The sequence below is a fragment of the Schaalia cardiffensis genome (assembly GCF_016405145.1).
Classification (GTDB): Bacteria; Actinomycetota; Actinomycetes; order Actinomycetales; family Actinomycetaceae; genus Pauljensenia; species Pauljensenia cardiffensis.
Genome location: NZ_JAEKIA010000005.1, coordinates 1 through 24,438, shown reverse-complemented (window position 1 = coordinate 24,438; position 24,438 = coordinate 1). Strand labels below are relative to the sequence as shown.

17 protein-coding genes, 1 tRNA gene and 1 pseudogene are annotated in these 24,438 nt (G+C 61.0%); 14 read left to right on the top strand and 5 right to left on the bottom strand.

Annotated features, from left to right (window positions below):
• The first annotated feature begins 293 nt into the window (after positions 1–293).
• From JFX23_RS03965 to JFX23_RS03950, 4 genes and pseudogenes are all read left to right on the top strand, one after another.
• Positions 294–366 (top strand) — tRNA-Ala (locus JFX23_RS03965).
• A gap of 435 nt (positions 367–801) precedes the next feature.
• The gene (locus tag JFX23_RS03960) at positions 802–1,026 is read left to right on the top strand and encodes a hypothetical protein (RefSeq protein ID WP_198775830.1); all 225 of its coding nucleotides are present in this window, start codon (positions 802–804) and stop codon (positions 1,024–1,026) included.
• 158 nt (positions 1,027–1,184) lie between these two features.
• Complete coding sequence (locus JFX23_RS03955; RefSeq protein WP_198775829.1) at positions 1,185–1,571, top strand: hypothetical protein; 387 nt, start codon at positions 1,185–1,187, stop codon at positions 1,569–1,571.
• A 55-nt stretch (positions 1,572–1,626) separates the two neighbouring features.
• A pseudogene (locus JFX23_RS03950) lies at positions 1,627–1,977 on the top strand (DUF4143 domain-containing protein); the annotation flags it as partial.
• Positions 1,978–2,434: 457 nt separating this feature from the next.
• Here JFX23_RS03950 and JFX23_RS03945 read toward each other — a convergent pair.
• The gene (locus JFX23_RS03945) at positions 2,435–3,769 is read right to left on the bottom strand and encodes a DUF5692 family protein (RefSeq protein ID WP_198775828.1); all 1,335 of its coding nucleotides are present in this window, start codon (positions 3,767–3,769) and stop codon (positions 2,435–2,437) included.
• Between the two features lie 179 nt (positions 3,770–3,948).
• On the opposite strand from JFX23_RS03945, the gene JFX23_RS03940 reads away from it, so the two are divergent.
• On the top strand, positions 3,949–4,974 hold the full coding sequence (locus JFX23_RS03940; RefSeq protein WP_198775827.1) for a hypothetical protein: 1,026 nt from the start codon (positions 3,949–3,951) through the stop codon (positions 4,972–4,974).
• A gap of 462 nt (positions 4,975–5,436) precedes the next feature.
• Here JFX23_RS03940 and JFX23_RS03935 read toward each other — a convergent pair whose 3' ends face one another.
• Entirely contained in the window at positions 5,437–6,459 is a 1,023-nt protein-coding gene (locus JFX23_RS03935; protein ID WP_198775826.1) for a DUF5692 family protein, read from the bottom strand.
• Positions 6,460–7,115: 656 nt separating this feature from the next.
• Here JFX23_RS03935 and JFX23_RS03930 point away from each other — a divergent pair.
• From JFX23_RS03930 to JFX23_RS03920, 4 genes are all read left to right on the top strand, one after another.
• Positions 7,116–7,934 (top strand): Sir2 family NAD-dependent protein deacetylase, encoded by an 819-nt coding sequence (locus JFX23_RS03930; RefSeq protein ID WP_198775825.1) that lies wholly within the window; start codon positions 7,116–7,118, stop codon positions 7,932–7,934.
• Positions 7,935–8,215: 281 nt separating this feature from the next.
• Positions 8,216–8,482: a PTS transporter subunit EIIB gene (locus tag JFX23_RS09675; protein WP_463599328.1), complete on the top strand. Its 267-nt coding sequence runs from the start codon at positions 8,216–8,218 to the stop codon at positions 8,480–8,482.
• Positions 8,446–10,227, top strand: coding sequence for a glucose PTS transporter subunit IIA (locus tag JFX23_RS03925; protein ID WP_463599327.1), 1,782 nt, complete (start codon positions 8,446–8,448; stop codon positions 10,225–10,227). Before JFX23_RS09675 ends, JFX23_RS03925 begins: the two co-directional genes overlap by 37 nt.
• Positions 10,228–10,267: 40 nt before the next feature.
• A complete protein-coding gene (locus JFX23_RS03920) occupies positions 10,268–11,107 on the top strand; it encodes a PRD domain-containing protein (protein WP_198775824.1) in 840 nt (279 codons plus the stop codon).
• A gap of 453 nt (positions 11,108–11,560) precedes the next feature.
• On the opposite strand, the gene pepN is transcribed toward JFX23_RS03920, so the two are convergent.
• The gene (gene pepN, locus JFX23_RS03915) at positions 11,561–14,131 is read right to left on the bottom strand and encodes an aminopeptidase N (RefSeq protein WP_198775823.1); all 2,571 of its coding nucleotides are present in this window, start codon (positions 14,129–14,131) and stop codon (positions 11,561–11,563) included.
• A 103-nt stretch (positions 14,132–14,234) separates the two neighbouring features.
• Positions 14,235–16,232, bottom strand: coding sequence for a M13 family metallopeptidase (locus JFX23_RS03910; RefSeq protein ID WP_198775822.1), 1,998 nt, complete (start codon positions 16,230–16,232; stop codon positions 14,235–14,237).
• 310 nt (positions 16,233–16,542) lie between these two features.
• On the opposite strand from JFX23_RS03910, the gene glpA reads away from it, so the two are divergent.
• The 5 genes from glpA (at position 16,543) to JFX23_RS03885 (ending at position 23,275) form a co-directional block, all read left to right on the top strand.
• Positions 16,543–18,207, top strand: coding sequence for an anaerobic glycerol-3-phosphate dehydrogenase subunit GlpA (glpA, locus tag JFX23_RS03905; protein WP_332874677.1), 1,665 nt, complete (start codon positions 16,543–16,545; stop codon positions 18,205–18,207).
• A complete protein-coding gene (gene glpB / locus JFX23_RS03900) occupies positions 18,204–19,457 on the top strand; it encodes a glycerol-3-phosphate dehydrogenase subunit GlpB (protein WP_198775820.1) in 1,254 nt (417 codons plus the stop codon). Before glpA ends, glpB begins: the two co-directional genes overlap by 4 nt.
• Positions 19,454–20,704 carry an anaerobic glycerol-3-phosphate dehydrogenase subunit C gene (locus JFX23_RS03895; RefSeq protein ID WP_198775819.1) on the top strand — a complete coding sequence of 417 codons (1,251 nt, stop codon included), beginning with the start codon at positions 19,454–19,456 and terminating at the stop codon, positions 20,702–20,704. Before glpB ends, JFX23_RS03895 begins: the two co-directional genes overlap by 4 nt.
• A 452-nt stretch (positions 20,705–21,156) precedes the next feature.
• Complete coding sequence (locus JFX23_RS03890) at positions 21,157–22,209, top strand: DUF4349 domain-containing protein (RefSeq protein ID WP_198775818.1); 1,053 nt, start codon at positions 21,157–21,159, stop codon at positions 22,207–22,209.
• A gap of 316 nt (positions 22,210–22,525) precedes the next feature.
• Positions 22,526–23,275: an SDR family oxidoreductase gene (locus JFX23_RS03885; protein WP_198775817.1), complete on the top strand. Its 750-nt coding sequence runs from the start codon at positions 22,526–22,528 to the stop codon at positions 23,273–23,275.
• A 268-nt stretch (positions 23,276–23,543) separates the two neighbouring features.
• On the opposite strand, the gene arfB is transcribed toward JFX23_RS03885, so the two are convergent.
• Positions 23,544–23,984 (bottom strand): alternative ribosome rescue aminoacyl-tRNA hydrolase ArfB, encoded by a 441-nt coding sequence (gene arfB, locus JFX23_RS03880; RefSeq protein WP_198775816.1) that lies wholly within the window; start codon positions 23,982–23,984, stop codon positions 23,544–23,546.
• Positions 23,985–24,438: the final 454 nt, after the last annotated feature.

Here is a 24,438-nt window from a genome sequence, read left to right as displayed (position 1 = left end):
AAGCCGGAGCGAGAGCGCGAGGCTTCGCATGGAACGGGTGAGGACGGCGAAGGCGAGGCCTCCGCATACAACAGGCGAGGAAGTTGCGGGCCCTATGGGGTTGAGCGGCACAGCCTGTGAAGCCGGAGCGCGGGGGCACTTCTCGTGCTGAGGTCGATGCGGATCCCTGTAAGAGCGATTCCTCCTGGAGTCTCCTTCTTCGTGTGGTGACCAGCACAGATTCTCAATTTTACGAATCGGTGCCCGGACCGCTATAGTTATCGAGTCGCCGAACGGAGACACCAAATCAATACGGGGCTATGGCGCAGTTGGTAGCGCGCTTCCATGGCATGGAAGAGGTCGGGGGTTCGAATCCCCCTAGCTCCACAAGATGAACCGCGAGCCTGTTGGCTCGTGGTTTTGTGTTGTTGTGGTCCACAAGTCGGACCTGATGCCTCGAGTCTTAAGGAAAACGCCTGGTCAAAGTCTAAATCCTGCGACTTGGGGCCCAGTAGTGTCCGCCTTGTGGGCAGTTTGGGGTTACAGAGGCTGTTGCGCTGCGCGAAGCAAGGGGGGTCCCGTACGGGGAGTGAACCTGGAATCGTCGTGCGAAGCTGGGGAACCCTCGCCGCGAAACCCGAAGAGGCGGCATCCGCACGGAATCGCCCTGCGAAGCAGGGAGAGTCAACCCCCTTGAGAACGGCAAGCCGACGGAGAGACGATTCTTAAAGTGACGGTTATTCAACTATTGAAGTGGCGGATAGTTCCTGCTCAACCTGACGGATACTTGCCTTTCAAACTGGCGGATCGTTGACTCTCAATATGACGGACTACCGGGAATGCATCGCCGATCACCAGCTGCGACATGCCCTCGCGCGGGCCGGTGCAGTCGTGATCGAAGGCCCGAAGGCCTTGGGGAAGACCGAAACAACGCTCCAGTGCGCCAGAAGCGTCGTCGAAGTCGATACCGACCCCAACGTCGCACAGCTCAAGGGGATAGCTCCGCAGCTGATCCTCGACGGCGAGACGCCCAGGCTGATGCGATGAATGGCATCTTCACCCCGCGCTCTGGAACTTCGTTTGTCGGCGCGTTGACAAGGAGAAGACGAAAGGACTCTTCATCCTCACAGGGGTCAGCGGCACCGAGCGCGGATATTGCTCGACATAGCGGAGCCGAGCGTTTCGCCCGCGCCCGCATGTCAACGATGACCTTCGCTGAAACTGGACACTCTTCGCGCACGCTCAGCCTCAGCGACATTGTCGCCGGGCACAAGTTCAGCGCGGGGAAAGCAACGCTTAGACTCCGCGAGATTCTTGAGCGCCTGGCATGTGGCGGGTGGCCGGGATTCCTCGATGAGATGACCCCGACCCTCCTCGAGGGGTTTCGCGATTACCTCAGCTCACTCGTTGAAGTGGAGCTGGCGACGGGAATAGGAACCGGCCGCGAACCAGTGCGGGTGCGTCGGCTCCTCGTCGCACTCGCGCGCGGGGTCTCGACCGAAATCTCCATCTCGCCCTGCCTCCGATGTGGAACCGACATGAGAGACAGTGTCCTCATACCCCGGCGCCCTCACCCGGGTCTTCGCGATTGAGGATCAGCCCGCCTAGTCGAGTCATCTACCCTCAAAGGCCCCACCGCGCAAAGAAGGGAAGCATCATCTCGCCGATCCTTCGCTCGCGGTCGCCGCGCTTCTAGCCGACCCTCAGAGTCTCTTGGGCGATCTTCGCTACGCGGGGCAGATCTTCGAATCACAGGCGGTCCACGATCTGCGCGTGTATTCCGGGCAGCTCGTCAGTCACGCGAGGGACTCTGCCGGTGCCGAAGTCGACGCCGTCATCGAATATCCGGGCGGCCCTTTGCTTCTCGTCGAAATCAAGCTCGGCTTCTATGAAGACGTCATTGAGGCGGCCTCGGCAAGTCTTGCACGCTTCGCCGCGAAGATTGACCCTGCGCTGCATCCGGATGTCGTGCGGCTCATCATCACCGGCGGCGCTTAGGCCTTCACATACCCGGACGGAGTCAATGTCGTGCCATTGACTGCTTCGACTAAGGAGGTCACCCCCGGATCATCTGCGGACAGGGGCGCAGCCTTATGCCGACAGCAACTGCTCCGCCCCCGGCACCGACCACCAGGAACCGCACCAACAAGGCCAACGGGCGACTCCTTGCGCAGGTGCTTCCCGTGCCCTCAGGGAATCCGATCAAGCACGAAAGCAGGCAGGTTATGCGCACAGGTGCTTCCCGCGTCCTTCGGGGAATCCGATCCGCCATGAGGGGGCATGAGCGCAGAGGCGAAGAATCACGCGACCGTCATCTTCGTTGACGCGGGTGAGGCTGGTCTGTTGTGACAGCGCATCATTTTGCCCGCGCGGGGGTGATACGCCGAGGAAAATGGAAGATCATGGCCAGGCGCCGCCTCATACCGACTTCGTCGGCATGAGGCGGCGAGAATCCTCAGACGTCCCAGCTCGAATCAGCGCGAGTCTTCGCTGCGATGACCGGATCCGCTGAGAGGGGAGTGCGTGGCTTCGGGTAACGCTTGTCGGCCTTCCACCAGGGCATCCAGCCGACCCAGCCGTCACGAGGAGGTGTGCAAGAGGAGGGCTCGAGGCCGAGTTCGCTCGGAGTCTGCTCAATGAAGTCCGTGAGGAAGTACTTGTCTGCATCATCCAAGTGCGTGCGTGCAATGGTGCGGAACTCGGAGAGCTCGCAGTACAAGACTCCCGTGATCGGGTTGCGACGGTACTTGAGGATCTTGTAGAGCCAGTAAACGAACAGGGCAACATTCGCGATGAGGGCCGCCCAGGCGCACACAATGTTCGCCATCGGGTTCATTGTCGCGAAGTTCGTCATAGACGAGGGTTTGACGAGCACTTCCGGGACGATGTTGTTCGCGGCGATCCAGAACATGAGGGTGAAGCAGCGGAACCAGATCCACTGCCCCTTCGCCCAGGTGAAGGCGGGGACCGTGCAGGCAAGAAGCAGAGCGAAAGTGCAGTACCAGGTGTAGTCGGCGAGCGAGTTGTACAAGAATGCGTGGTTCCACAGGTCGTAGCAGATCACCCAGGGCCACACCATGTCGATCCAGATCAGGCCCTTGACCTTCTGCTTCGGGTTCGAGGTGATCATGATCTTGCCGAGCCCCGTGATCGTGATGATATTGAGCAGGCCTGCGAGGGCGGAGAGGATATTCCAGTAGCCACCGATCGTGCGGAAGCCGGTGGCCGGGTCGATGCCGATATGACGATCAGTGAAGTTCTGGGCGGCGGCTTGATACCACTCGGGTGTGCCGACAGCGGCTGCGATGTCACGGGTTTCGGGCAGGCCTGGGATCATGGGGATAGACCTCGCCTCGTCGATCGCCTTGAGGCACTGCCAATCGGATGCGCACTGGTAGTAGGTGTCCGCTTGGAAGTAGATGGTGAGGTCTCGGATGTTCGCCTCCATGATGTTCACGGCGAGGCCGATCCACAGCGCCGCGCCGAACCAGATCGCGTAGCGGTGGGCTTTGCCGGGGTGGCGTTTGCCGTAGAAGAGCAGGAAGCCCGTCATTGTGGCGGTTGCGACCATGATGGCGAATTTACCGAAGGGGAACCAGCCGACCATTGGGATGCCGTGCCCGATGACGTAGGGGGTGATCGCGATGCCGCCGATCGTCCAGAGGGCGAAAATCGTCCAGTTCCACCGACGATTGATCTCTGCAATGAGGATCTGCGCGGCGAACACTATGAGCCAGAAGATGTAGACCTTCGGGGTTCCGATTTCCCAAAGTCCAAGAAAAGTACTCACTGATGCTCCTGCGGCATTGAAGGAATGACTTAGGCCAATAGAGTACTCGCGTCTTTAGAGCAAAAGCGGGCCAATAGTCGTAGGTAAAGAGGAAAAATCTTCAGTAGGCTTGATGAGAGGCGTTGTGAGGGAGCGTAATGAGACGCTCTCCCGCTTTCTTACACAAAGGAGTGTACGGAATGACAGGTGCGCGATATTTCAAAGCCGCAGCTATTGCTGGCGCGCTTATCGCCGGGGGCATGTACGGATTCAGTCAGTTCTTCGGCCAAGCGACTGAAGCGGAGAAGAAGTGGCGCTATCCCGCCGATGATTTGATCGACGCGAACTACGACAATGGCTATTCCTCGACCTACGCGATCACGATTGACGCACCCGCCTACGCGGTGTGGAGACTCTTCAAGCAGATCGGCTGCGACAAGTCCGGCTCCTTCTCAACCGAGTTCATGGAGCGCGCCTTCGCTCGTCTGCCCTTCTACAACTCCTACGAGATCCAAGAGGAGTTCCAGCAGCCCGATTCCCTCATGCCCGGTGATATTGCGGCCTTCGACTTCCATGGCATGTCGATGGAGTGGGCTGATGTCGTGCCCGGCAAGTACCTCGTGCAGTGGGTGGATACGAAGAACCCGCCAGCGGCTCCCGGCTCCTACGCCTTCCGTTTCCCGGGTATGACTCACTTCGCTGCCGCGTGGTGCTTCTACGTTGTCCCCCTCAAGGGGGATCGAACGCGCCTCATTAACCACTGGCGCATCGGCTACGAGCCGGCAACCCCCTTCATGAAGGCTCTGAACTGGGTGAACATCGAGCTTGCGGGCGGATGTATGACGAACATCCAGAACCTCTACGTGAAGCGGGTGGCGGAGTTCAAGAAGAAGGAGCAACTCCACTCGAAGATCATGCGCGGCCTGCTCGGCGGACGCTTCTTCGCTTCAAGCACTCCTGCGGGTCGTTGGGATGGGACGCCCTTCTTCGAAGATACCCAGACCCAGTGGATGCGCTTCGGCCGTCAATCGCCTGCAGTGGCCGAGATCCGACCGCCGGTCACGGATAATCCCACTTGGCCGCCGACAGGCCCGGGAACTCCCTGGGAGGACGAGGTCGATGAGGCCTACTTCGATGGGTGGAGTGAACCGGCCTTCTCCTGGGAAGAGCAGATGCGTCAAAAACGTGAGCGCACCTATTTGCACGATTGGGGCAAGAACAACTGAGACGCATAAAGGCTGTGGGCTCGTTGCTGCGGGCCCACAGCCTTTGTGTATGTGTGTGTTGTTCGAAGAGGGGACGGGCATCGCCGCGAGGGCGAGGCATCTGTCGAGATCGATGGTTTTGAGGGAGTTTTCGGAGTATCTGAGGGCTGAGCGTGATAAAGGCTGAGCTTGATGAGGGGCTGAGTGTGAGGAGATTCAGTGCTCCCAAAGCTTCAGAGCTTCTTGAATCCCTTGTGCTTCTTGAAGGTTTTGCGCCGATAGCTCCGTCGACGGCTGAGGCTCCAGCATTTGCGGGAGCCTCAGCGAGTGCGGGGGACTTGAGCGCTGAGCACCGTGGTGCTTACTGAAGCCTCAGCGGGCGCCGGGCTTGAGCGCCGCCGAGCGGCGTGGTGCCTACCAGAGGTGGTTCAGTGGCAGCTGGCCCCTCAGCGAGTGTCAGGAGCTGTGAACCTTGTCAGCCTCTCAGCGGTAGCCGAGGGCCGTGGCGGTGGTTCCCATACGCGCGGCAATGAGGTCCTGGTCTTTTTCGCTCGCATGATTGCGGATCATTGCCGCGTATGCGGGCGTGTCCGCGTAGAGCTCTTGGGTGAAGGGATTACGTCGTGTACGCACGATTGTGCGGAAGTGGTAGATCGCGACCCCGATGTTCACGATGAGCGCAAGTGCAGAGACGAGGAACATTGCCGTCGGATTGTGGGCAGAACGGTGCGCGAAAGCAGAATCTTGCATGAAGTGCGGGAAGGTGAGCACAACTGCCGACCAGAAGGTCAAGGTGTAGGCGCGGTACTGGATCCACGAACCCTTGCCCGAACCGAGGAACGCCGGAATCGTACAGGCAGCAAGCAGAGCCAGGGCCGAATACCATGCACGGTCGGCCAAACAGTTGTAGCAGTACGCGAAGTTCCAGGCATCGTAAGCGATGATCCACCAGAGGGTGAGGTCACCCCACACGATTGCTTTAGACTTGCCCTTGGCGACGAAGATCCCGACCCAGCCGGAGATCATGAGGACGTTCAAGATGCCCGCGATGCCGTTCATGATGTTCCACGGACCGCCCCAGGTCACCATTCCCTGCGTCGGGTCAATGCCGTGGATGTTGTAGCACTGGAAATCGCGGAGCACGGCCTCGACGATGTTGAGAGTGAGGATCGCCGGGGGGATCAGCAGATACCAACGGTTGTATCGAAGGCACGGAACATACTGGAGGGCGACGAGGCAGAGGGAACCAGCGAGGGCCGAGTACTGTTTGACGATCGGGAACCATCCTGCTGAGGCGGTGCCCTGCGTGGAGTAGGGCCACCAGAAGATTGTTAGACCCACCGGGACAATGATGAACAGCAGGAGGACCGCCCACTTGCTGCGTTGCGCGAACCAAGCGGTTATTGCGAGCACCGCTGTCACGAGGATCAGCATTGCGTAGTCCCACCATTCTCCGGTTTCAAAGAAGAAGAGCGTCGGATAATCCGGCGCGGTAATGTCTGGCATCTCGGCCTCCTTGACGAAAATGTTCCTCTCTATTGTCTACTATGCGTCCCTTCGAGGCGACAAATTCACTCCGGGTAAACATGGGGAATCAAAAGACGAGGATTGGACCAATCTTCGAATGGTACGAATTCTGAAGGAAAACAGGATATCGGACGAGGAGGGGAGGGGGAGATTGTCAAAAGCTTGAATGAATCAAGAGTGGAGTAAAAGAGATCATTGAGGGATCGTCTTCTCCTGAGGGCTGAGAATTGTGAGGGGTGCGAGGGAGGAAATCCCTCCTTCTCGGAGGTTCCCCGCTCAAGCATCGGACAGGGGCGAAAAGCGGCGCCGAGGAAAACAGATTCAAGCGTCTCCGCTCAAGGCGGGTACAGGGCTCCCTAGCGGCGCCGAGGACAAGGAGATCTCAATCCTCGTCACTCAAGAGCGAAGACCGGTCCTCCAGCACGTCTCGGATCCCTGCCCTTGCCCTTCGCCCCATCCTCATGCTGACAAGCTGTGGCGAAATTAGGCAGGGGAATCTTCCCGAATCGGCCTGCACACCCCAGGGCTCATGGACAATGAGAGACAAAAGGAACGAACGCCCCGACGCTTGGGCACACCCCGAGAACCCACATCAACGAAGCTGAGGGAAAAGGAAGGAAGCGGAGCTGACACGCATGAGCGTCATCGAGGAACTCGCTGAGGCAGTAAGGAAAGGAGACGTCCTCGTCGTGTCGGGCGCGGGAATGTCAACCGACTCGGGCCTACCTGACTATCGGGGCATGGGCTCGACTCCGAAGGCTCCCATAGACTTCGACATGTTCGTCTCCGACCCCGTCTGGTATCGCTGGCTCTGGTACCGCAATGAGGCGACCTGGAGAATGCTTGATGCCCTCGAGCCCACTCTCGGGCACTTGGCTCTCGCCGCCCTCGAGCAGGAAGGACTCCTCCTTGGTGTTGCCACGCAGAACATTGACCGCCTTGATGCCCGCGCAGGCGTCGTGAGCCTGTGGGAGCTCCACGGACGATATGACACGGTTGTGTGCTTGCAGTGCGGGCTCGCCATGTTGCGTGAGGCGCTTTCAACGCGGCTCCGTGAGCTCAACCCGTGGATCGAGGAAGTCACGGATTTGAACAAAGTGGAGATCACCCCCGAAGCAGACCGCGAGGCTGCTGAAGCCTGTGAATTCCTTGCCGCAAGGTGTGAGCACTGCGCAGGCCCCTTGAAGCCGGGGATTGTCATGTTCGGCGAAAGCCTACCTCAAGAGGTTTTCACTCGAGCTCTTCGAGCTGCCAGAGCCGCGAAGCTCGTGATTGTCGCAGGAACATCGCTCGCGGTCTCGACCGGCATGTGGGTCGTCCAAGAAGCAATCCAATCCGGAGCGATGCTCGCGGTCATCAACCGGGGACCGACACAAGCAGATCGCTTCGCTGATCTCAGGATTGAAGACGGGACCTCGAAGATCTTGAAGGAGGTGGCATCTCGATGCCTCTGAACACCATGGCGCCCCGTGGCCGAAGCACGATCGAAATCGCAACTTCAGGTGAAATGAGGAAAGCCCCTTGCATCAGGCAGTCCCGCGCGCGTATGGTGTGGGCAGCTCCGATGATCATCGGAACACAGGGTTGTTACTCTCAAGAGGCAAGGCCTGGGAAACGTTGAAGCGTTTTCCGGGCCCTTTTTGTTTCCGAGGAGACGTTTCATCCATCAGTGGCTTCGGCCATATCAACACAGATCAGGCCCCGACCGGGGCTCTATCGAAGGAGGAGGACACAGATGTCCACCGAACAGCAGATCGCTGAAGCGGTCCTGAGAGGGATCGGCGGTGCGGGCAACATTACGAGCTTCTCGCACTGCGCGACCCGACTCCGCTTCGAGCTCGTTGACGCCTCGAAGGTTGACGCCGACGCTCTGGATAAGACCGATGGCGTCCTTGGCGTCGTCCCCCAGGGGGCGATCGCTACCAGGTCGTCATCGGCGGAGCAGTCGCCGGCGTCTACGCCGCAATGCAGTCCCTGCCCGGCATGTCGGCGGGCGCAGTGATGACGGATGCGGAAGTCAAGGCTCAGGCCCGCTCGAAAGCTCGCGGCAAATTCGCCTGGCTCGACGCTTTCTTCGAATACCTCTCGGACTCCTTCCGTCCGATTCTCGGCGTCCTCCTCGGAGCCTCGCTGATCATCGCCTTCGCCGCAATGCTTGATGCCCTCGGCATTGTCGATTTCCGTGCTGCCGACAAGTCTGCTTCATGGGTTTTTGTTGATGCCCTGTGGCGGGCGGTCTTCTACTTCCTGCCGATCATGGTCGCCTACAACGCAGCGAAGAAGCTCGACGTAGACCCGTGGCTTGGTGGGACCATCATGGCCGCCCTCATGACCCCGGAGTTCATGTCGCTGTCCAATAAGGAACGATTCCCCGAGCTCACCTGTACAACGAATGAGCTTCTCAACACTGAGAGCTGCACGGCCCACATCTTCGGTCTGCCGCTCCAGCTCAATGACTACGGCGGCAACGTCTTCGTCCCGCTCATCATGGTCGCCGTCCTTGCCCTCGTGTACAAGGCTTTGAAGGCGATAATCCCGACGAACCTGCAGATGGTGTTCGTCCCCTTCATCGCCATGGGCATCATGATCCCGGCTACAGCTTTCCTCATCGGCCCCCTGGGCGTCTGGCTCGGCAACGGCCTTGGCATCGGAATGGCCTGGATGAACTCGCACGCGCCCTTCGTCTTTGCGCTCATCATCCCAATGGTGTACCCCTTCCTCGTGCCGCTCGGCCTGCACTGGCCGCTCAACGCCCTCATGCTCGTCAACATCCAAACCCTCGGCTACGACTTCATCCAGGGCCCGATGGGTGCATGGAACTTCGCCTGCTTCGGCGCCACTGCCGGCGTGCTCTTCCTCTCCATGCGCGATAAGGACGTCCAGATGCGCCAGACCGCAACCGGCGCACTCGCAGCAGGTCTCCTCGGTGGTATTTCCGAGCCCTCCCTGTACGGTATCCACCTGCGTTTCAAGAGGATCTACCCGCTCATGCTCATCGGTTGTTTCGCCGGTGGCCTGACGATTGCGATCCTCGGTCTCGCTTCAGGTGGCGTGACGACCTCCGCCTTCGCCTTCACCTCCTTGCTCACGATCCCCGTCTTCGACCCGATGTGGATCTACGCCATCGCGATCGCAGTCGCGTTCTTCACGGCCTTTACCCTGGTTGCCCTCTTCGATTACCGCACCGCTGAGCAGAAGGCTGAAGCCCTCGCTTCCGCAGGTGGCGCTTCTGCTGCTGCCACGGCTGCGGCCCCCATCGAAGAGGACGAAGCCCCGGTGGCAAACGCGGAGCCGACCACAGCGGTCTTCGCTCCCGTTGGAGGCCAAGTGCTCTCCCTCGCGGACTCTGGTGACAAGGTCTTCGCCTCTGGAGCACTCGGAGAAGGCGTCGCCATCGTCCCGAACTCCGGTCGCATCGTCTCCCCGGTGGCGGGCGTGCTGCGCACGGTCGCCAAAACCGGTCACGCCTTCGGCATCAAGACCGATGACGGCGTTGAGGTCCTCGTCCACGTCGGCATTGACACCGTTTCAATGGACGGCGAAGGCTTCGAGGTTCTCGTGGAGAAGAAGCAGCGAGTCGAGGTTGGCGATGCCCTCGTCAATGTGGATCTGGCGAAGGTTGCAAGCGCTGGATATGCGACGACTACGCTCATGACTGTGACGAACTCGAAGACGATGAGCGCCGTGACGCCCATCGTTGACACCGTCGTGAACGCGGGCGCTCCCGTCATCGACATCGTCCGCTGAACCAATACCCCTGACCGCGCCCGGAGAGGAGAAGACCGCCGTGGAATTGCTCCGCGTGTTCAACAACAATGTTGTGCTCGCTCGCGAGACTGACGGCACCCAGGTCATCCTCACCGGGCGCGGCCTTGGTTTCCAAGCGAAACCTGGTACTGAGATCGACTCGGCGAAGGTCGTGAAGAAGTTCGTTCCGGCCGATGGGCGCGACCCTGACCATATGGGCCAGCTTCTTGCACAGATCCCGCCCGAGCATGTTCACATGATCGTCACCGCTATGCGTGAGGTCGGGATTGAGGAGACTTCCAGCCCGACCCTGGTCCTCGCCCTCGCAGACCATCTGGGTTTTGCTCTCGCCAGGGCCCGTATCGGTCAGTCGATTGAATACCCCTTGACGGGTGAGGTTGTGCACCTCTACCCGGATGAGTATGCGAGGGCGAGCGCGCTCCTCGACGCTCTTAATCGCACAGCAGATGCGGAACTGCCGAAGGCCGAGGCCACGGCCTTCACCCTCCATCTTGTGAATGCGGGTTTTGCGAGCGGGGACCTGTCGTGGACCTACACGATGACGGGAGTCATTCAGCAGATCCTTAAGGTTGCCGCTCAAGGCCTGGGCATTGGGCTCGATTCAGAATCGATCAGCGCCGGGCGTTTCATCACTCACCTGCGTTACCTATTCGTCCGCATCCGCAAGGACGACCAGCTGGTCGAACAGATGCCGAGTGTCGTCCGCTCGATCATCGAGTCCTATCCGAGGGAGAATGCCTGCGCCAAGACTATCGCCCAGCTCGTCGAACTGCGTCTGGGCACAGTCTTGACCGAGGACGAGATCGCTTACTTGACGCTTCACCTGGCCCGCTTATCGACGCCCCCGGTGAAAAATTAGGGGGCGTCGCTCCCCGTTTTCCTCAACGGTGAGGAGAATCGCTTTCTTTCCGTCTCTTTCGCTCGGCCCCCTCTGCTTCCTCATCCTCATTCACAGTACAGACGACAATGGTCTTCCCATCGATTGACGGGAAGACCATTTTTATTCATCTGCTGCGGGCGTTATGAGCTGCGGGCATTGGGGGATTACTCCGAGGAAACCCCACAGCCAAGCTGCGTTGTATGGCCCAGCAGCCTAGTCAATCCAGAGATAGTCCCATCAGGGGCGGGCGGTCCCCGGGAAGAGGTAACGCTCAGGGGAGTCAGGTCCAGGGCCGGGGTAGTCGGCCCATCAGGGCGGGCGGTCCCCGGGAAGGGGGACAAACTCAGCGGAACCGGGGGAGCCAGCACCAAAGTCGCCAGCCCCCAAAGCGGGCGGCCCCTGGAAGCGAAACAGCTCCAGGGGCCGGAAGCCTCAATGGCTCGTCGCCTCTTGCACATCCGCGGCCTGGGCTGCGCGCTGGCGGCGAGCCACATCCATGCGCTCACGGATGATGCGCACCAGGGCTGCGGAAGCCTGAGGGTGTGCGTCAAGCCATGCGGCTCCCTGCGCCTCGACATCCACGCCTTCGACGTAGCCGGCAAGAGCAGAGGGGAACATCAAAGTCACGATGTCTTCAGCCGTGTGGAAGGTGTTCTCCTCCCACACTCGCTCGAGGGAATCGAAGTAGTCGCCCACGAAGGGGACATACATGTCGGGCGTGGTGCGGGCCTGGGCCCAGAAACCGGAGACCATTGCCCAGCGCGTGTCATTGGGGATGGACTGGTCGGTCATCACCGCATCGAAGACAGCACGCTTCACATCGGCGGAGGCGACTGCAGCGCGGGCTGCGGCAGCGTTCTGGTGGCCGGTCATGGTCCCGTCTTCGGCCTCAAGGGCAGCGATCTCAGCCTCGCTTCCGACGCCGCCGCGCACCATGGAAATGAGGAGAGTCCAACGGCAATCCAGATCCAGGTCGAGGCCCTGGAGAGTCTCTTCTCCCGTGTACAGGGCCTTAATGGACGCGAAATGCTCGGGAGTCGTCGCCATGCGGGCGGCGGCGCGCACCAGCATGTTCTGAGCATCGGAGGCCGCAGCCGCAGCCCGGGCGAGGAACAGGAGGTGCGTGCCGACCTTTGCAAGAGCCTCGAGGCGGGTAGCAGGAGAGACGAAGGTACGGACTGCCTCTTCGATGTGCCGCAGGGTGAGGTCGAGCATCGACATGTTCTGCTCACCGGGGATCGCGGTGATCGCCAGGCGCAGGTAGTCGTGTGCGGCCATTTCGCCGTCGCGCGTCATGTCCCACGCGCAAGCCAGGACGATGTTGCGGGTCAAAGAATCAGCGATACGGTCAATGTTCTTCGTCGCGAAGGCAAGCGAGTCCTCATCCATGCGGACCTTCGCGTACGCGAGGTCGCCATCGTTGAGGAGGATCATGTCTGAGCGCTTGCGGCCCACGGCCGAGGGAACCAGGGTGCGTTCTCCATCGACATCGAGTTCTTCGCGGAAGTCTTGGACCAGCGTGTCCCCGTCCAGTGAGTATCCGGCGACTCCCATGCGGTGCGGTCTAAGAGAAGCGCCTTGAGAGAAGGCTTCTTGGATGACCGCCAATTCTGCCATGGTTCCGTCCTCGTTCAGGCGGATTTGCGGGCGAAGAAGGGTGACGCCTGCTTCTTGGAGCCAAACCTTCGACCAGGCGTCCAGGTCACGGCCGGAGGCCTTCTCGAGTTCTAAGAGCAGATCCGCGAGAGTCGCATTCGCGTAGGAATGGGCTGTGAGGTAGGCGTGCAAGCCGGTGAAGAAAGCATCGCGGCCAACGTAGGAGACGAGCTGACGCAGGACGGAAGCACCCTTCGCGTAGGTGATGCCGTCGAAGTTCACCTCGATGTCGGCAAGATCGCGGATCGTGGCGGCGATCGGGTGGGTCGTGGGGAGCTGATCTTGTTTGAGTCCCCAATCCTTGCGCAGCATGAAGCCGGTCCACGCGTCGGTGAACTCTGTGCCCTCAGCGAGGGCGAGGTGGCTCATGAACTCGGCGAAGGACTCGTTGAGCCACAGATCGTTCCACCACTTCATTGTCACAAGGTCGCCGAACCACATATGGGCGAGCTCGTGGAGGATCGTGTTCGCGCGAGTCTCAAGTTGAGCCGATGTTGGGCGGGTACGGAACACGTAGGAGTCGCGGAAGGTGATGCACCCGGCGTTCTCCATGGCTCCAGCGTTGTACTCAGGAACGAAGATCTGATCGTACTTCGTGAAGGGGTAGGCGATGCCGTACTGCTGCTCGAAGAATGCGAAGCCCTTGCGGGTGGTGTCGATGATGCGCTGCGCATCAAGATGCTCGATGAGCGAGGCACGGCACCAGACGCCGAGGTCGATGGTGCGCCCATCGGAAGACGCCAGGGAGTCACGTACGCCCTCATAAGGGCCTGCGACGATCGCCGTAATGTAGGTCGACATCTTCTCCGTTTCGGCGAAACGGTAGATCCAACGCTCCCCATCGACTTCAGCGGCCGGGGTCGGGGCGTTCGAGAAAACGGTCCAGCCCGCAGGTGCTGTCACCGTCAGGGTGAAAGTTGCTTTGAGGTCGGGCTGCTCGAAGCTCGTGTACACGCGCCGAGCATCCGGGACCTCGAACTGTGAGTAGCAGTAGTCCTTGCCATCGGCAGGATCAGTGAAGCGGTGCAGGCCCTCGCCGGTGTGCATGTACTGGCAGTCGGCCTCGACCTCGAGGACATTGTGCTCAGCCAGATCGTTGAGGGTGATGCGGTGGTCCTGATGCGCTTGGGCGCCCAGCTCGACACCGTTGAGGCGGATCGAGTGGACCTTGTTCGAGACGAGGTCGGCGAAAGTGCAGGCTCCCTCGTTCGCGTCGAACTCGATGCGGGTGCTCGATGCGAAATCAGTCGACCCTGTCGTCAGGTCGAGCGCAATGTCGTAGTGGAGGACTCGGATGACTTCCGCGCGAGCAGAAGCCTCTTCTCGGGTGAGATTCAGGCCCGGCATGGGACACCTTTCGCAAAAACACTTCTGGGATTGGCGTGGCGAGCACGCATCCCGGTCATTTTCCCAAAGATCAGGCCGAATCGCACGCGAGTCGTCTGAGAGCTCACCAGATGTGGACGCGCTCACCCTCTTCGAGGAACATCCCATCGCCCTTGCGCACATCGAATGCGGCGTGGAATTCGTCAATGTTTTTCAAGATCTGGTTGCAGCGGAATTCGGCGGGGGAGTGGGGGTCTACGGCGAGCATCTGGGCTGCGAATTCGGGGCGTGTGGCCGTGCGCCACCCCCTCGCCCAGGCGTAGAAGAAACGCTTGGGGCCGCTGAGACCATCAATGACGGGAGCGCTCTGGGGAGTGAGCCCTTTCGCCTTCAAAGCGTTCACCCAGGCGCGCCAGGCGATCGACAGGCCCGCGAGGTCGCCGATGTTCTCCCCGAGGGTCAGGGCGCCATTGACTGTCGGGGCGTTTTCTCCTTCCAGGTCTTTGGGAGTCAATGCGGAGTATTGATCCACGAGGAGGGAGGTCAGTGCTTCGAAACTCGAACGGTCTTCTTCGTCCCACCAGTTCTCAAGATTGCCGTGCGCGTCGAAACGCGAACCTGAATCGTCGAAGCCGTGGCCGATCTCGTGGCCGATGACCGCGCCGATCGCCCCGAAATTCACCGCGTCATCGGCTTGCGGGTCGAAGAATGGGGGCTGAAGGATCGCGGCGGGGAACACGATCTCATTGAGAGTCGGGTTGTAGTAGGCGTTCACCGTCTGCGGGGTCATGAACCATTCATCACGGTCGACGGGCTCTGAGAGCTTCTTGAATTCGCGTCGAATTTCGAATGCGCGAGCCGCAACAACATGCTCGAGGAGCGTGGCGCGAGGATCGAGGCGAAGATCCGACATATCGCGCCACTTGGGCGGGTAGCCGATCTTCGGGCGGAAGGTCGAGAGCTTTTCCAAGGCTTTCGCCTTCGTGCCCTCGCCCATCCACGTGCACTCTCCAATCGCCTCGCCATAGGCTTCAAGAAGGCCCGCCACCAGGGCATCCATACGATCTTTCGAAGCGGGAGGGAAGTGCCTACTCACCCAGATGCGGCCGAGGGATTCTCCGGCGTGGGCTTCGATCAGGCTCAGCGCGCGCTTCCATCTGGGGCGCAACTCCTTCGTGCCTGACAGGATGCGGCCGAAGAAATCGAAGTTCTCCTCGACGAAGGCTGAGGGAAGCAATGAGGCGTTCGAATCGACGAGCGTCGTCAGCATGCTCAAACGCAGGTCTTCGATGGGGGTTTGCGACCAGACGTGGGCGCCTGCAGTGAGGAAGTCGGGCTGCGAGATGTTGACGAGAGTGCCTTCCTCGACGGGCAGGCCGATACCCTCGGCCCAGGCTTGCCAGTCGAAACCGGGGGCGTCTTCCTTCAGCTGCGCCCAGGTCACCTGGTTGTCTGAGAGAAGAGGGTCTCGGTTCGATACTGAATCGCGATGATGCGAGGCGAAAGCCGTTTCCAGGTCCATCAAGATCTGAGCCCCGTCGTGGGCATCGGGAGTGAGTTCGGCGAGGGCGAGGAGCTTTGCCAGGTGGGCGAGGTAGTCCTGGCGGATCTGCTCGTAGGAATCCTCGCGATAGTAGGCCTCATCGGGCAATCCGATGCCTGCCTGGTAGAAGTCGAGCATTCGCGCATTCGAATCATGCAGGTCAGTGCCGACGTGCACGCCGAAGAAGGTCCCGAGGCCGAAGGAAGAGAACTTCCCGAAAAGCTTGGCGAGTTCGCTGCGGTCCTTCGCGTCCTTGACGGCGTCGAATGCGGCTGTAAGAGGGGCGAGGCCATCGGCTTCGATCCGCTCCTCGTCCATGAACGCGGCCCACAGGGTCGTGATGAGTTCGGCGTCCTCGTCTTCGAGGAGATTGGCGGCGGCGTCTTCGGCGATCGCCTTGCCTCGTTCTTCGGAGAGGTCAAGAAGAAAGTGGAAGGTGCCATCAATGGGGCGTTCGGCTGGGATTTCGTGGGTCGCCAGCCAGGTGCCGTTCACATGCCGGTAGAAGTCGTCTTGTGGGCGGATCGACTCGTCGCGGGCCGAAGTGTCGAGGACGTGTGCTAGAAGCTGCTCAGTCATGCCCGCCACTTTAGGGGGCGCGGGGGTGTTGAGGCACAGCGGAGGAGTTGTGGCGTTGACGCGGGAGGTGGAGCCCCTGTTTTCGAGGGCGGAATATCGTGATTCCAGTGCTGTGAAAATGGGGAGAAAATGGTGCAATGATGCGAGTTTCGGTGTGTCGAGCCGCAAATTGAAAGGGTGTGAAATATCCCCGTGAACAGATGTGCAAAAGGTGTGAAACAGGCGTGCAGGAGGCGTTCTTCGGGGCATCATGGGGGCGACGACGGGGTCGTGTGTGCCCCGGCAGCTTCCACTGTGAAGGGAACGAATGGTGAAGACGATCAACACGGACGTTGTCGTCATCGGCGGCGGTTCCACCGGAGCAGGCGTTGTGCGCGACGTCGCAATGCGCGGGTTCAGGACCGTCCTCGTCGAGCGATACGACATTGCACAAGGGACATCAGGACGCTTCCACGGCCTCCTGCACTCGGGCGGGCGCTACATCGCCTCCGACCCCGAATCCGCGACCGAATGTGCCGAGGAGAATGAGATCCTCAAGAGGATCAACTCCAACGCGATCGAAGCGACCGGCGGGCTTTTCGTTGTCACATCCCAAGACGATGAGGAATACGCCGACAAGTTCCTCGAACGCGCAGCTGCCACGAAGGTCCCCGCTCAGGAGATCAGCCTGAAAGAGGCCTTTAAGCGCGAACCCCGACTCGATCCCGGTCTCAAACGGGCCTTCGAAGTCCTCGACGGGGCTGTGGACGGCTGGCAGATGAGCTGGGGAGCGATCCGCTCCGCACAGGCCTACGGTGCCGAGATCTACACCTATCACCGCGTCGAGAAGATCGAACGGGAAGGCGACCGCATTAGCGCCGTGATCGTTCACAATCTTCGCACCGGAGAGGACCTGCGCATCGAATGCTCATTCGTCCTCAACTGCGGTGGCCCCTGGGCCGGTCAGATTGCCGCCCTCGCCGAATGCCACGGCGTTGACGTTGTCCCCGGTGCGGGCATCATGATCGCAATGAACTACCGCCTCACTCAGACGGTCCTCAACCGGTGCATCTGGCCCGCCGACGGCGACATCCTCGTTCCCGACCACCCGGTCTGCATCATCGGCACCACCGACCTCAAGGCGGAAGACCCTGACAAGCTCTCGATCCCCGCCGATCAGGTCCAACAGATGCTCGAATCGGGCGAAGCGATGGTCCCCGGCTTCCGCAAAGCCCGCCCGCTGCACGCCTGGGCCGGTGCGCGTCCCCTCGTCAAGGACTCGCGCGTCGCGGCCTCGGACACCCGACACATGGCGCGCGGCATGAGCGTCATCGACCACCACTCCCGCGACGGCGTCTCCGGCATGCTCACCATTGCCGGCGGCAAACTCACGACCTACCGCCTCATGGCCGAGCGCATCGTCAACATCATGTGCGAGGAGATGGGCGAGAAGCGCGAATGCAAGACCGCATTCGAAGCAGTGCCCCCGGCCGTCGAACAGAAGCTCTACACAATCGGGCATCGCCTCGAAGAGATCGAGCACAAGAACGTGGCCCCCAGCCACGACCAGATCATCTGCGAATGCGAACTCATCACTCGCACGAAACTCGAAGAAGTCATGGACACCCTGCCCGGCGCTCAACTCGACGACGTTCGCCGTCAGGTGCGCCTCGGAATGGGCCCCTGCCAGGGCGGCTTCTGCTCGCAGCGCGCCACAGGCATCGCACACGAGCGCGGCGACATCGACTCGCTCAAAGCGAACGAGCTGTTCAGGAACTTCCTGAAGAACCGTTGGATCGGCCTGTGGCCCATCCTCTACGGCAAGCAGCTGCGCCAAACCGCCCTCGACAACTGGATTCACGAGGGAATGCTTGACGTCGAGCACCTGCCAGCAAGCGCAACACCCAGCCCCGAATTCGTGTCCTTCGGTCAAGACACCACGGCCGCCAGGGGAGCCCAGGCGACAACAGACAGTGAAAAGGAGGATCACCGATGAGAGACGCCGTCGTCATCGGCGCCGGCCTCGCCGGTCTTACCGCAGCTCTCCGTCTTGCACACGGCGGCGCGAAGGTCACCCTCGTCACGAAGGGAATCGGAGGCCTTCAACTTTCGCAGGGCACCGTCGACCTTTTCGGATACTCCGACTCTGGTCGCATCACCCAGCCCCTCGCCGAGGTGGGAACGCATATCGCTTCGCGCCCCGGACACCCCTACTCGCACTTCACGCCCGAGTTCATCGCCGAGTCTGCGAATTGGCTCAAGGAAGTCCTCGGCCCGAAGCTCCTCGTCGGCGATCCAAGCCAGAACGTTGTCATCCCGACTTCGCTCGGTGCCTTGCGCCCGACGAGCCTGTATCAGCCGTCCATGGCCGCAGGCATCCCCGCTGCGGGCAAGTCCTACGTGATCGTCGGATTGAAGCGACTCAAAGACTTCTACCCGAAGATCATCGCTGAGAACCTTTCGCGTCAGACCACTGCGGATGGAACGCCCATCCAGGTGCGCTCCCTCATCGTCGATGTTGAGATCCGAAAGGACGAGGTCGACACCACCGGAACGAACCATGCGCGCGCCCTCGACAATGCCGCAATGCGTGAGCACTTCGTCGCAGCGATCGCCCCGCACCTTAGAGAAGGGGAAGTAGTCGGTCTGCCTGCAGTTCTCGGCCTGAACGATCTGGACGCGTGGAAGGACATCGAAAAGCGCCTCGGACACGAGGTCTTCGAGATCGCGATGCAGCCGCCCTCGATTCCGGGCATGCGCCTCAACCAGGCGCTCACCGCCCTCGTGAAGGCACAAGCCCGCTTCATCATCGGCTCACACGTCACCGGTATCGACACCAAAGACGGGGCCGTCACAGCCGTCAACATCTCGACCGCTGGGCGTCCGACCCGCATCGAAACGAAGAACGTTGTCCTCGCGGGTGGCGGCTTCGAATCCGGAGCCCTCGACATGGACTCCTACGGGACCGTCACCGACTCGATTCTCGGACTGCCGATCCTCGGTGCCGAGGGCCAGCTCCTTCATGGAGACTTCTGGGGCTGCGAGCAGCCGGTCTTCCTCGCGGGCCTCGATGTCGACGATGCGATGCATCCTCTCGACGCCAACAAGAAGCCCGTCTACTCGAATGTCTACGCTGCCGGCGGAAACCTTGCCGGAGCTACCCGCTGGCGCGAGAAGTCCGGTGAAGGCATTGCCCTCGCCTCGGCACTTCGTGCGGCCGATCAGATCCTCGGGAGCCTGAAATGACCATCGAAGAAATGAGTGTCCTGTCGTTGAAGGAAGAGGACTTCGGCCTCCGCTCCACTTTGGACGCCTGCGTCAAGTGCACGATCTGTGAGACCCAGTGTCCCGTTATGCGCGTCACCGACCTCTTCGCCGGGCCGAAGTACTCCGGTCCGCAGGCCGAGCGCTACCGCAAGGACGGGCAGATCGTCGACTCCTCGATCGACTACTGCTCCTCGTGTGGCACCTGCACGCTCGTGTGCCCGCAGGGCGTGAAGGTCACGGAAATGATCCACCACGCCCGCACCGCAATGAAGAAGGAGAAGGGCATCCCGCCGCGCGACCACCTCATCGGCCGCACCGGGTTCATTGGCACGGTGATGACGCCCGTCGCTCCGATCGCGAACTGGGCGCTCGACGTGAAACCGATCCGCATCGCGATGGAGAAGGTCATTGGCGTTCACCGCAATGCGCCGATGCCCCGCTCTGCGGGTCGCACTTTCGAAAGCTGGTTCAAGAAGCACACCCCCCTTCCCGGTTCGGGACGCAAGGGACAGGTCATCTTCTTCCACGGCTGTGCCGGCCAGTACTTCGAGGTCGAGACCTCCATCCACTCGGTCCAAGTCCTTGAACACCTCGGATATGAAGTTCTCGTCCCGCATCACGGCTGCTGCGGCCTCGCCTTGCAGTCGAACGGCTTGTACGACGAGTCTCGGAAGTACGTGTCGAAGCTGACGCATGACCTGCGCAAGGCGAACCGCAATGCGCCGATCGTTTCCGCGTCCGGCTCTTGCGCGGGCATGCTGCGCCACGAGGCCAACGAGATCCTCGAAATGGACACTCCTGAACTGCGGGATGTCGGTTCGCGCATGTGGGACATCTGTGAGTTCCTCATGCACCTGCATGATAAGGGCGAACTTGACCTGAACTTCCAGCCCATGGACATCACGATCCCCTACCACGCGCCTTGCCAGCTCAAGTCCCAGGGGCTTGGTCTGCCGGCCGTGGAACTCATGGAACTCATTCCCGGGGTGACGGTCAAGGAATCGAACCAGCCCTGCTGTGGTATCGCGGGCACCTACGGCATGAAGAAGGAGAAGTACGACATCGCCCAGGCTGTGGGTAAGCCGGTCTTCGACTTCATCAAGCAGGTCAATGTCGAACTCGCCGCCTGCGATACGGAGACCTGCCGTTGGCAGCTGCGCACCGCGACCGGTGCGAACGTCGTCCACCCAATCTGGCTCATCCACAAGGCCTACGGCTTGCACTGATTGTCGTAGGGGCGCCATGCCCCAGACGAGGACGCTCGCGGCGCCGACGGGATAAATCCCGTCGGCGCCGAAGCACATCCACTCTGGCATGGGGATTCTCCTTGAGTACCGGGGCTATTCTCGGAACAGCCTGAACTTCGTGGGGGTTCTTGAAGGAGCCTGAGTCTTCTTTCCGGTCGTCTCGGATCTTCCCCCGGCGGCAGAGGGAGCGGCGGCGTGCTCGTGCTTCTCTCCGGTCGTTTCGGATTTTCCTCAGGGTGCCGGGGGCTCCTTGTAGTACCCGAGGTTTTCCCCGGGGATCGGGGCCTCGCTGTGGAGTGCCCGGACTCTCTTCGAGCCGACCCGGCTCCTCCTCGCAGTGTCCCGGATCTGCCAATATGGCTCTGAGGGGCTTCCATTCCGGCGCAGAATTCGAGACGCTAGGGACAAGGACTGAAATCCGAGGAGGAATCATGACCGGAAAAAACCTTCGCCCTTCGACGAGCGGTGAGCGCGCCCGAAAAGGCCTGAGAGGTTTAGTCGTCATTCCGCTCATCATCGCGGCCCTGGGCCTTTCAGGATGCGGTGCGTCGAACTTTTCGGGTTCAGCATCGGATTCTTCGTACTCGAAGGAGTCCGCCTACACCATGGATGACTTCGCAAGGGAAACCAAAGATCCTGGGGCTCAGCGGGTCGGGAATGCCTCTGCCTTAGACCGGGCGGATGCATCCCGCGATGCCAGTGCCATCGACTCCCAGGTGATTGTCACCGGGTCTTTGCGTCTGAGCGTTGACGATCCTCTCGCCGCATCCGCATCGGCTCAAGAGATCGTGAAGAATGTGGGCGGGCGAACCGATTACGCCTCGCAGAGTTCGACTCAGACCCTGAGCGCTCGGGCGACTTTTCGGATTCCTGCAGATGCCTACGAGGACACTCTCGCCCAGCTTCGAGAACTCGGCTCGGTGACCCGCGAAGAGATCCACACTGAAGAGGTAGGAGCACAGATCGCCGACCTCGACGCGCGAATGGCCGCCCTCAAAGAGTCCATTGATCGCCTGATGGAACTCATGAAGTCCGCAGCTTCGACCGCTGACCTTCTTGAAGCGGAACGTGAACTCACCTCGCGCCAGGCCGATCTTGATTCCCTCAGAGCGCAGCGGGCCTGGTACGAGGATGAAGTCCAGTATTCGACCCTTGAGGTTGAGTTTTCGTCTTCTTCGGTCGCTCCGACTCCGTCGATCGGCGCCTGGGAGCGTTCCTGGCAGATCTTTACCGGGGGGATGGAAGCGATTGGCTACGTCCTCATCATTCTGCTCCCGTGGATCGTGCTCTTCGCAATCCTCCTCGTGCTGCTCCGTTTGCTCCTGCGTCGTTTAAAGCCCGCCCGCCCCAGGTTCTTGCGCAAGAAGGACACGGGAGCTTCCTTTCCGCTTTCCGGGCAAGGGCCTGCGCCCTCGCTCGGGGAAGTGAAGGACGGGGCTGCCAAGGCGCCTGGAGCTTCGGGGATTCACACACCCCAGGCTTGAGCGTGCGTCAGCAGTGGCGGCCCTGTCCGCTTCGACGCCGAGAGCCGCCCTGCGAGCACAACGGGAAGAGGACGGAAATATGGGCCTTCCTCCACAACAGAGCATTGCCGTCCGATGAGAGGAACGGACGCTGCTGTCTGAGAGGCGCGGCCAGAAGGGGCGGTGAATACCAGCCCCGCCGCCAAGCAAAAGCGCCGCATCCAAACAGCTGGGTAGGACAGGGCACAAGGGCTAGCTTCTCAGCCCGGCGAGCCTAAGGGGAGCACTTCACACATGAGGAGTAGCCTCCCTTCAGATCATCGACGAGGAGGACATCATGAGTGAAAGCGTCAAACGCGCCCTCGTAACAGGAGCGTCAACCGGCATCGGCGAGGCGACTGTCCGTCGCCTGCGCGAACTTGGCTGGGATGTCGTCGCCGTCGCCCGCCGTGAAGAGCGCCTCGCCGCCCTCGCCGCCGAAACGGGATGCGAATACGTGGCCGCAGACCTGAGCGATGAAACGGCTGTCGGCGCCTTGGCTGCGAGAGTCCTCGAAGGCGGGCCCGTGGATGCCCTAGTGAATAATGCGGGTGGCGCCCTGGGGGTGGACACGATTGCGCACGCCGATCCAGATCGCTGGATCGCGATGTATCACCGCAATGTTATGACCGCTTTGCGCACCACCCGGGCTTTCCTTTCGGGAATGCGCGAGAGGGGCGGCGACCTTGTCTTCCTCACCTCGACTGCGGCGCACGACACCTACCCGGGAGGCGGAGGCTACGTCGCTGCGAAGCACGCCGAACGCATCATTGCGACCACCTTGCGCCAAGAACTCGTCGGAGAACCTGTCCGCATCATTGAGATCGCCCCTGGAATGGTGAAGACCTCCGAGTTCTCCCTCAACCGCTTGGGCTCTGAAGAAGCCGCAGCGAAGGTGTACGAGGGCGTCGCCGAGCCTTTGCTCGCCGATGATGTTGCGGACGCGATCTGCTGGGCCCTCACACGCCCTGCACATGTGAATATCGACTCAATGATCCTGCGACCTCTCGCCCAGGCGACCAACACACTCCTCGCACGTCAGGGGTGAAGACGGCTGCTGGACGTCGAAGGTTGCCCCCGATAACACACTCCAGACGCGTCAGGGGTGAAGCAAATCTCGAACTTTGATGCTTGCCCCCTGTACACACGTAACGCGCGCAAAGGGTGACCTGAGTTCCACATGGTTTGACCTGATCAAACGCGATACACTCCTCGCACCTCAGGGGCGAGCCCGCGAGAACCCCGAAGCGGGGGAGAAGCTGGGCTCGTCTCGCCACCTACGCCCCGGTACCTACGGCTCGGGCAGGAGATAGCCGTTAATCCGCGAGGGGGCGGCGACGCTGAGCCTTCAATTCAGAGCGGATGCGCTTGTCGCGTAGACGCTGGAGCTTCGAAGCCCGCGTCGGTTTACTTGCCCGCCGTTGGGGGAGTGGAGCGAGACTGGATCTGAGGAGCGCTGCGAGTCGCTGCCTCGCGGCCTTCCGATTCGCGAACTGAGAACGCTGCTCGGACGCGGTGATCGTCAGGACCCCATCGACGAGCCTCCCAGCCAAAGCTGTCAAAGCGCGCTCACGTTGACGCTCGTTGAGTGCGCTCGTCGTTGTCACATCGAAGGAGAGCTGCACCCTGGAATCGGAAGTGTTGACACCTTGACCTCCAGGTCCTGAGGAGTGCGAGAAGCGTTCGACGAGCTCGCCCGCAGGCACAACAAGCCCCTTCGGGCAGCCTGGCCCGGCCTCGATTCGCAGATCCTCCACGGGTGCAGTGTGCTCCTGGCAGGCTCCGGGAAACAAGCCGGTCCCTTGTGTCCTTGTCAACGGCGGAGGAACAACGCGGGTGAAGGTACACCGAGTGTCGTGAGGAAGACCCGATGCGAAGCGTGAGGGGCGGGTTCTGGCAGTGACGCCAGAACCCGCCCCTCATACAGAGCCCCTTTCACTCTCGTGCATGAGGAGGCCCCGAAGAGTCTTGCGACGAGGATCGACAGCTGCGGCTTTCACCCTCGTGCATGAGGAGGACCCTTCGGCACAGCGATGCACTCGCCAAGGATCGCTCTTCTCCTCGTGGGTGAGAAGACAACTCGAGGGTTACCGGCAGGAAAGTGTGGCATCGCTCGGGCGTGTCGTGGGGGTTATGTGCGTCCGGCCCAGCCTTTTCGGGTGTGGAAGCCGGTGTCGGGGCTGTAGGCGTTGTCGTAGTGTGTGGGCCCGT

What these genes read in the sequence shown, in the direction of transcription:
- JFX23_RS03960 (WP_198775830.1), top strand. Translation starts at nt 802, where the DNA reads ATGACGGACTACCGGGAATGCATCGCCGATCACCAGCTGCGACATGCC.
- JFX23_RS03955 (WP_198775829.1), top strand. Translation starts at nt 1,185, where the DNA reads ATGACCTTCGCTGAAACTGGACACTCTTCGCGCACGCTCAGCCTCAGC.
- JFX23_RS03940 (WP_198775827.1), top strand. Translation starts at nt 3,949, where the DNA reads ATGACAGGTGCGCGATATTTCAAAGCCGCAGCTATTGCTGGCGCGCTT.
- JFX23_RS03935 (WP_198775826.1), bottom strand. Translation starts at nt 6,459, where the DNA reads ATGCCAGACATTACCGCGCCGGATTATCCGACGCTCTTCTTCTTTGAA.
- JFX23_RS03930 (WP_198775825.1), top strand. Translation starts at nt 7,116, where the DNA reads ATGAGCGTCATCGAGGAACTCGCTGAGGCAGTAAGGAAAGGAGACGTC.
- JFX23_RS09675 (WP_463599328.1), top strand. Translation starts at nt 8,216, where the DNA reads ATGTCCACCGAACAGCAGATCGCTGAAGCGGTCCTGAGAGGGATCGGC.
- JFX23_RS03925 (WP_463599327.1), top strand. Translation starts at nt 8,446, where the DNA reads ATGCAGTCCCTGCCCGGCATGTCGGCGGGCGCAGTGATGACGGATGCG.
- pepN (WP_198775823.1), bottom strand. Translation starts at nt 14,131, where the DNA reads ATGCCGGGCCTGAATCTCACCCGAGAAGAGGCTTCTGCTCGCGCGGAA.
- JFX23_RS03910 (WP_198775822.1), bottom strand. Translation starts at nt 16,232, where the DNA reads ATGACTGAGCAGCTTCTAGCACACGTCCTCGACACTTCGGCCCGCGAC.
- glpB (WP_198775820.1), top strand. Translation starts at nt 18,204, where the DNA reads ATGAGAGACGCCGTCGTCATCGGCGCCGGCCTCGCCGGTCTTACCGCA.
- JFX23_RS03895 (WP_198775819.1), top strand. Translation starts at nt 19,454, where the DNA reads ATGACCATCGAAGAAATGAGTGTCCTGTCGTTGAAGGAAGAGGACTTC.
- JFX23_RS03890 (WP_198775818.1), top strand. Translation starts at nt 21,157, where the DNA reads ATGACCGGAAAAAACCTTCGCCCTTCGACGAGCGGTGAGCGCGCCCGA.
- JFX23_RS03885 (WP_198775817.1), top strand. Translation starts at nt 22,526, where the DNA reads ATGAGTGAAAGCGTCAAACGCGCCCTCGTAACAGGAGCGTCAACCGGC.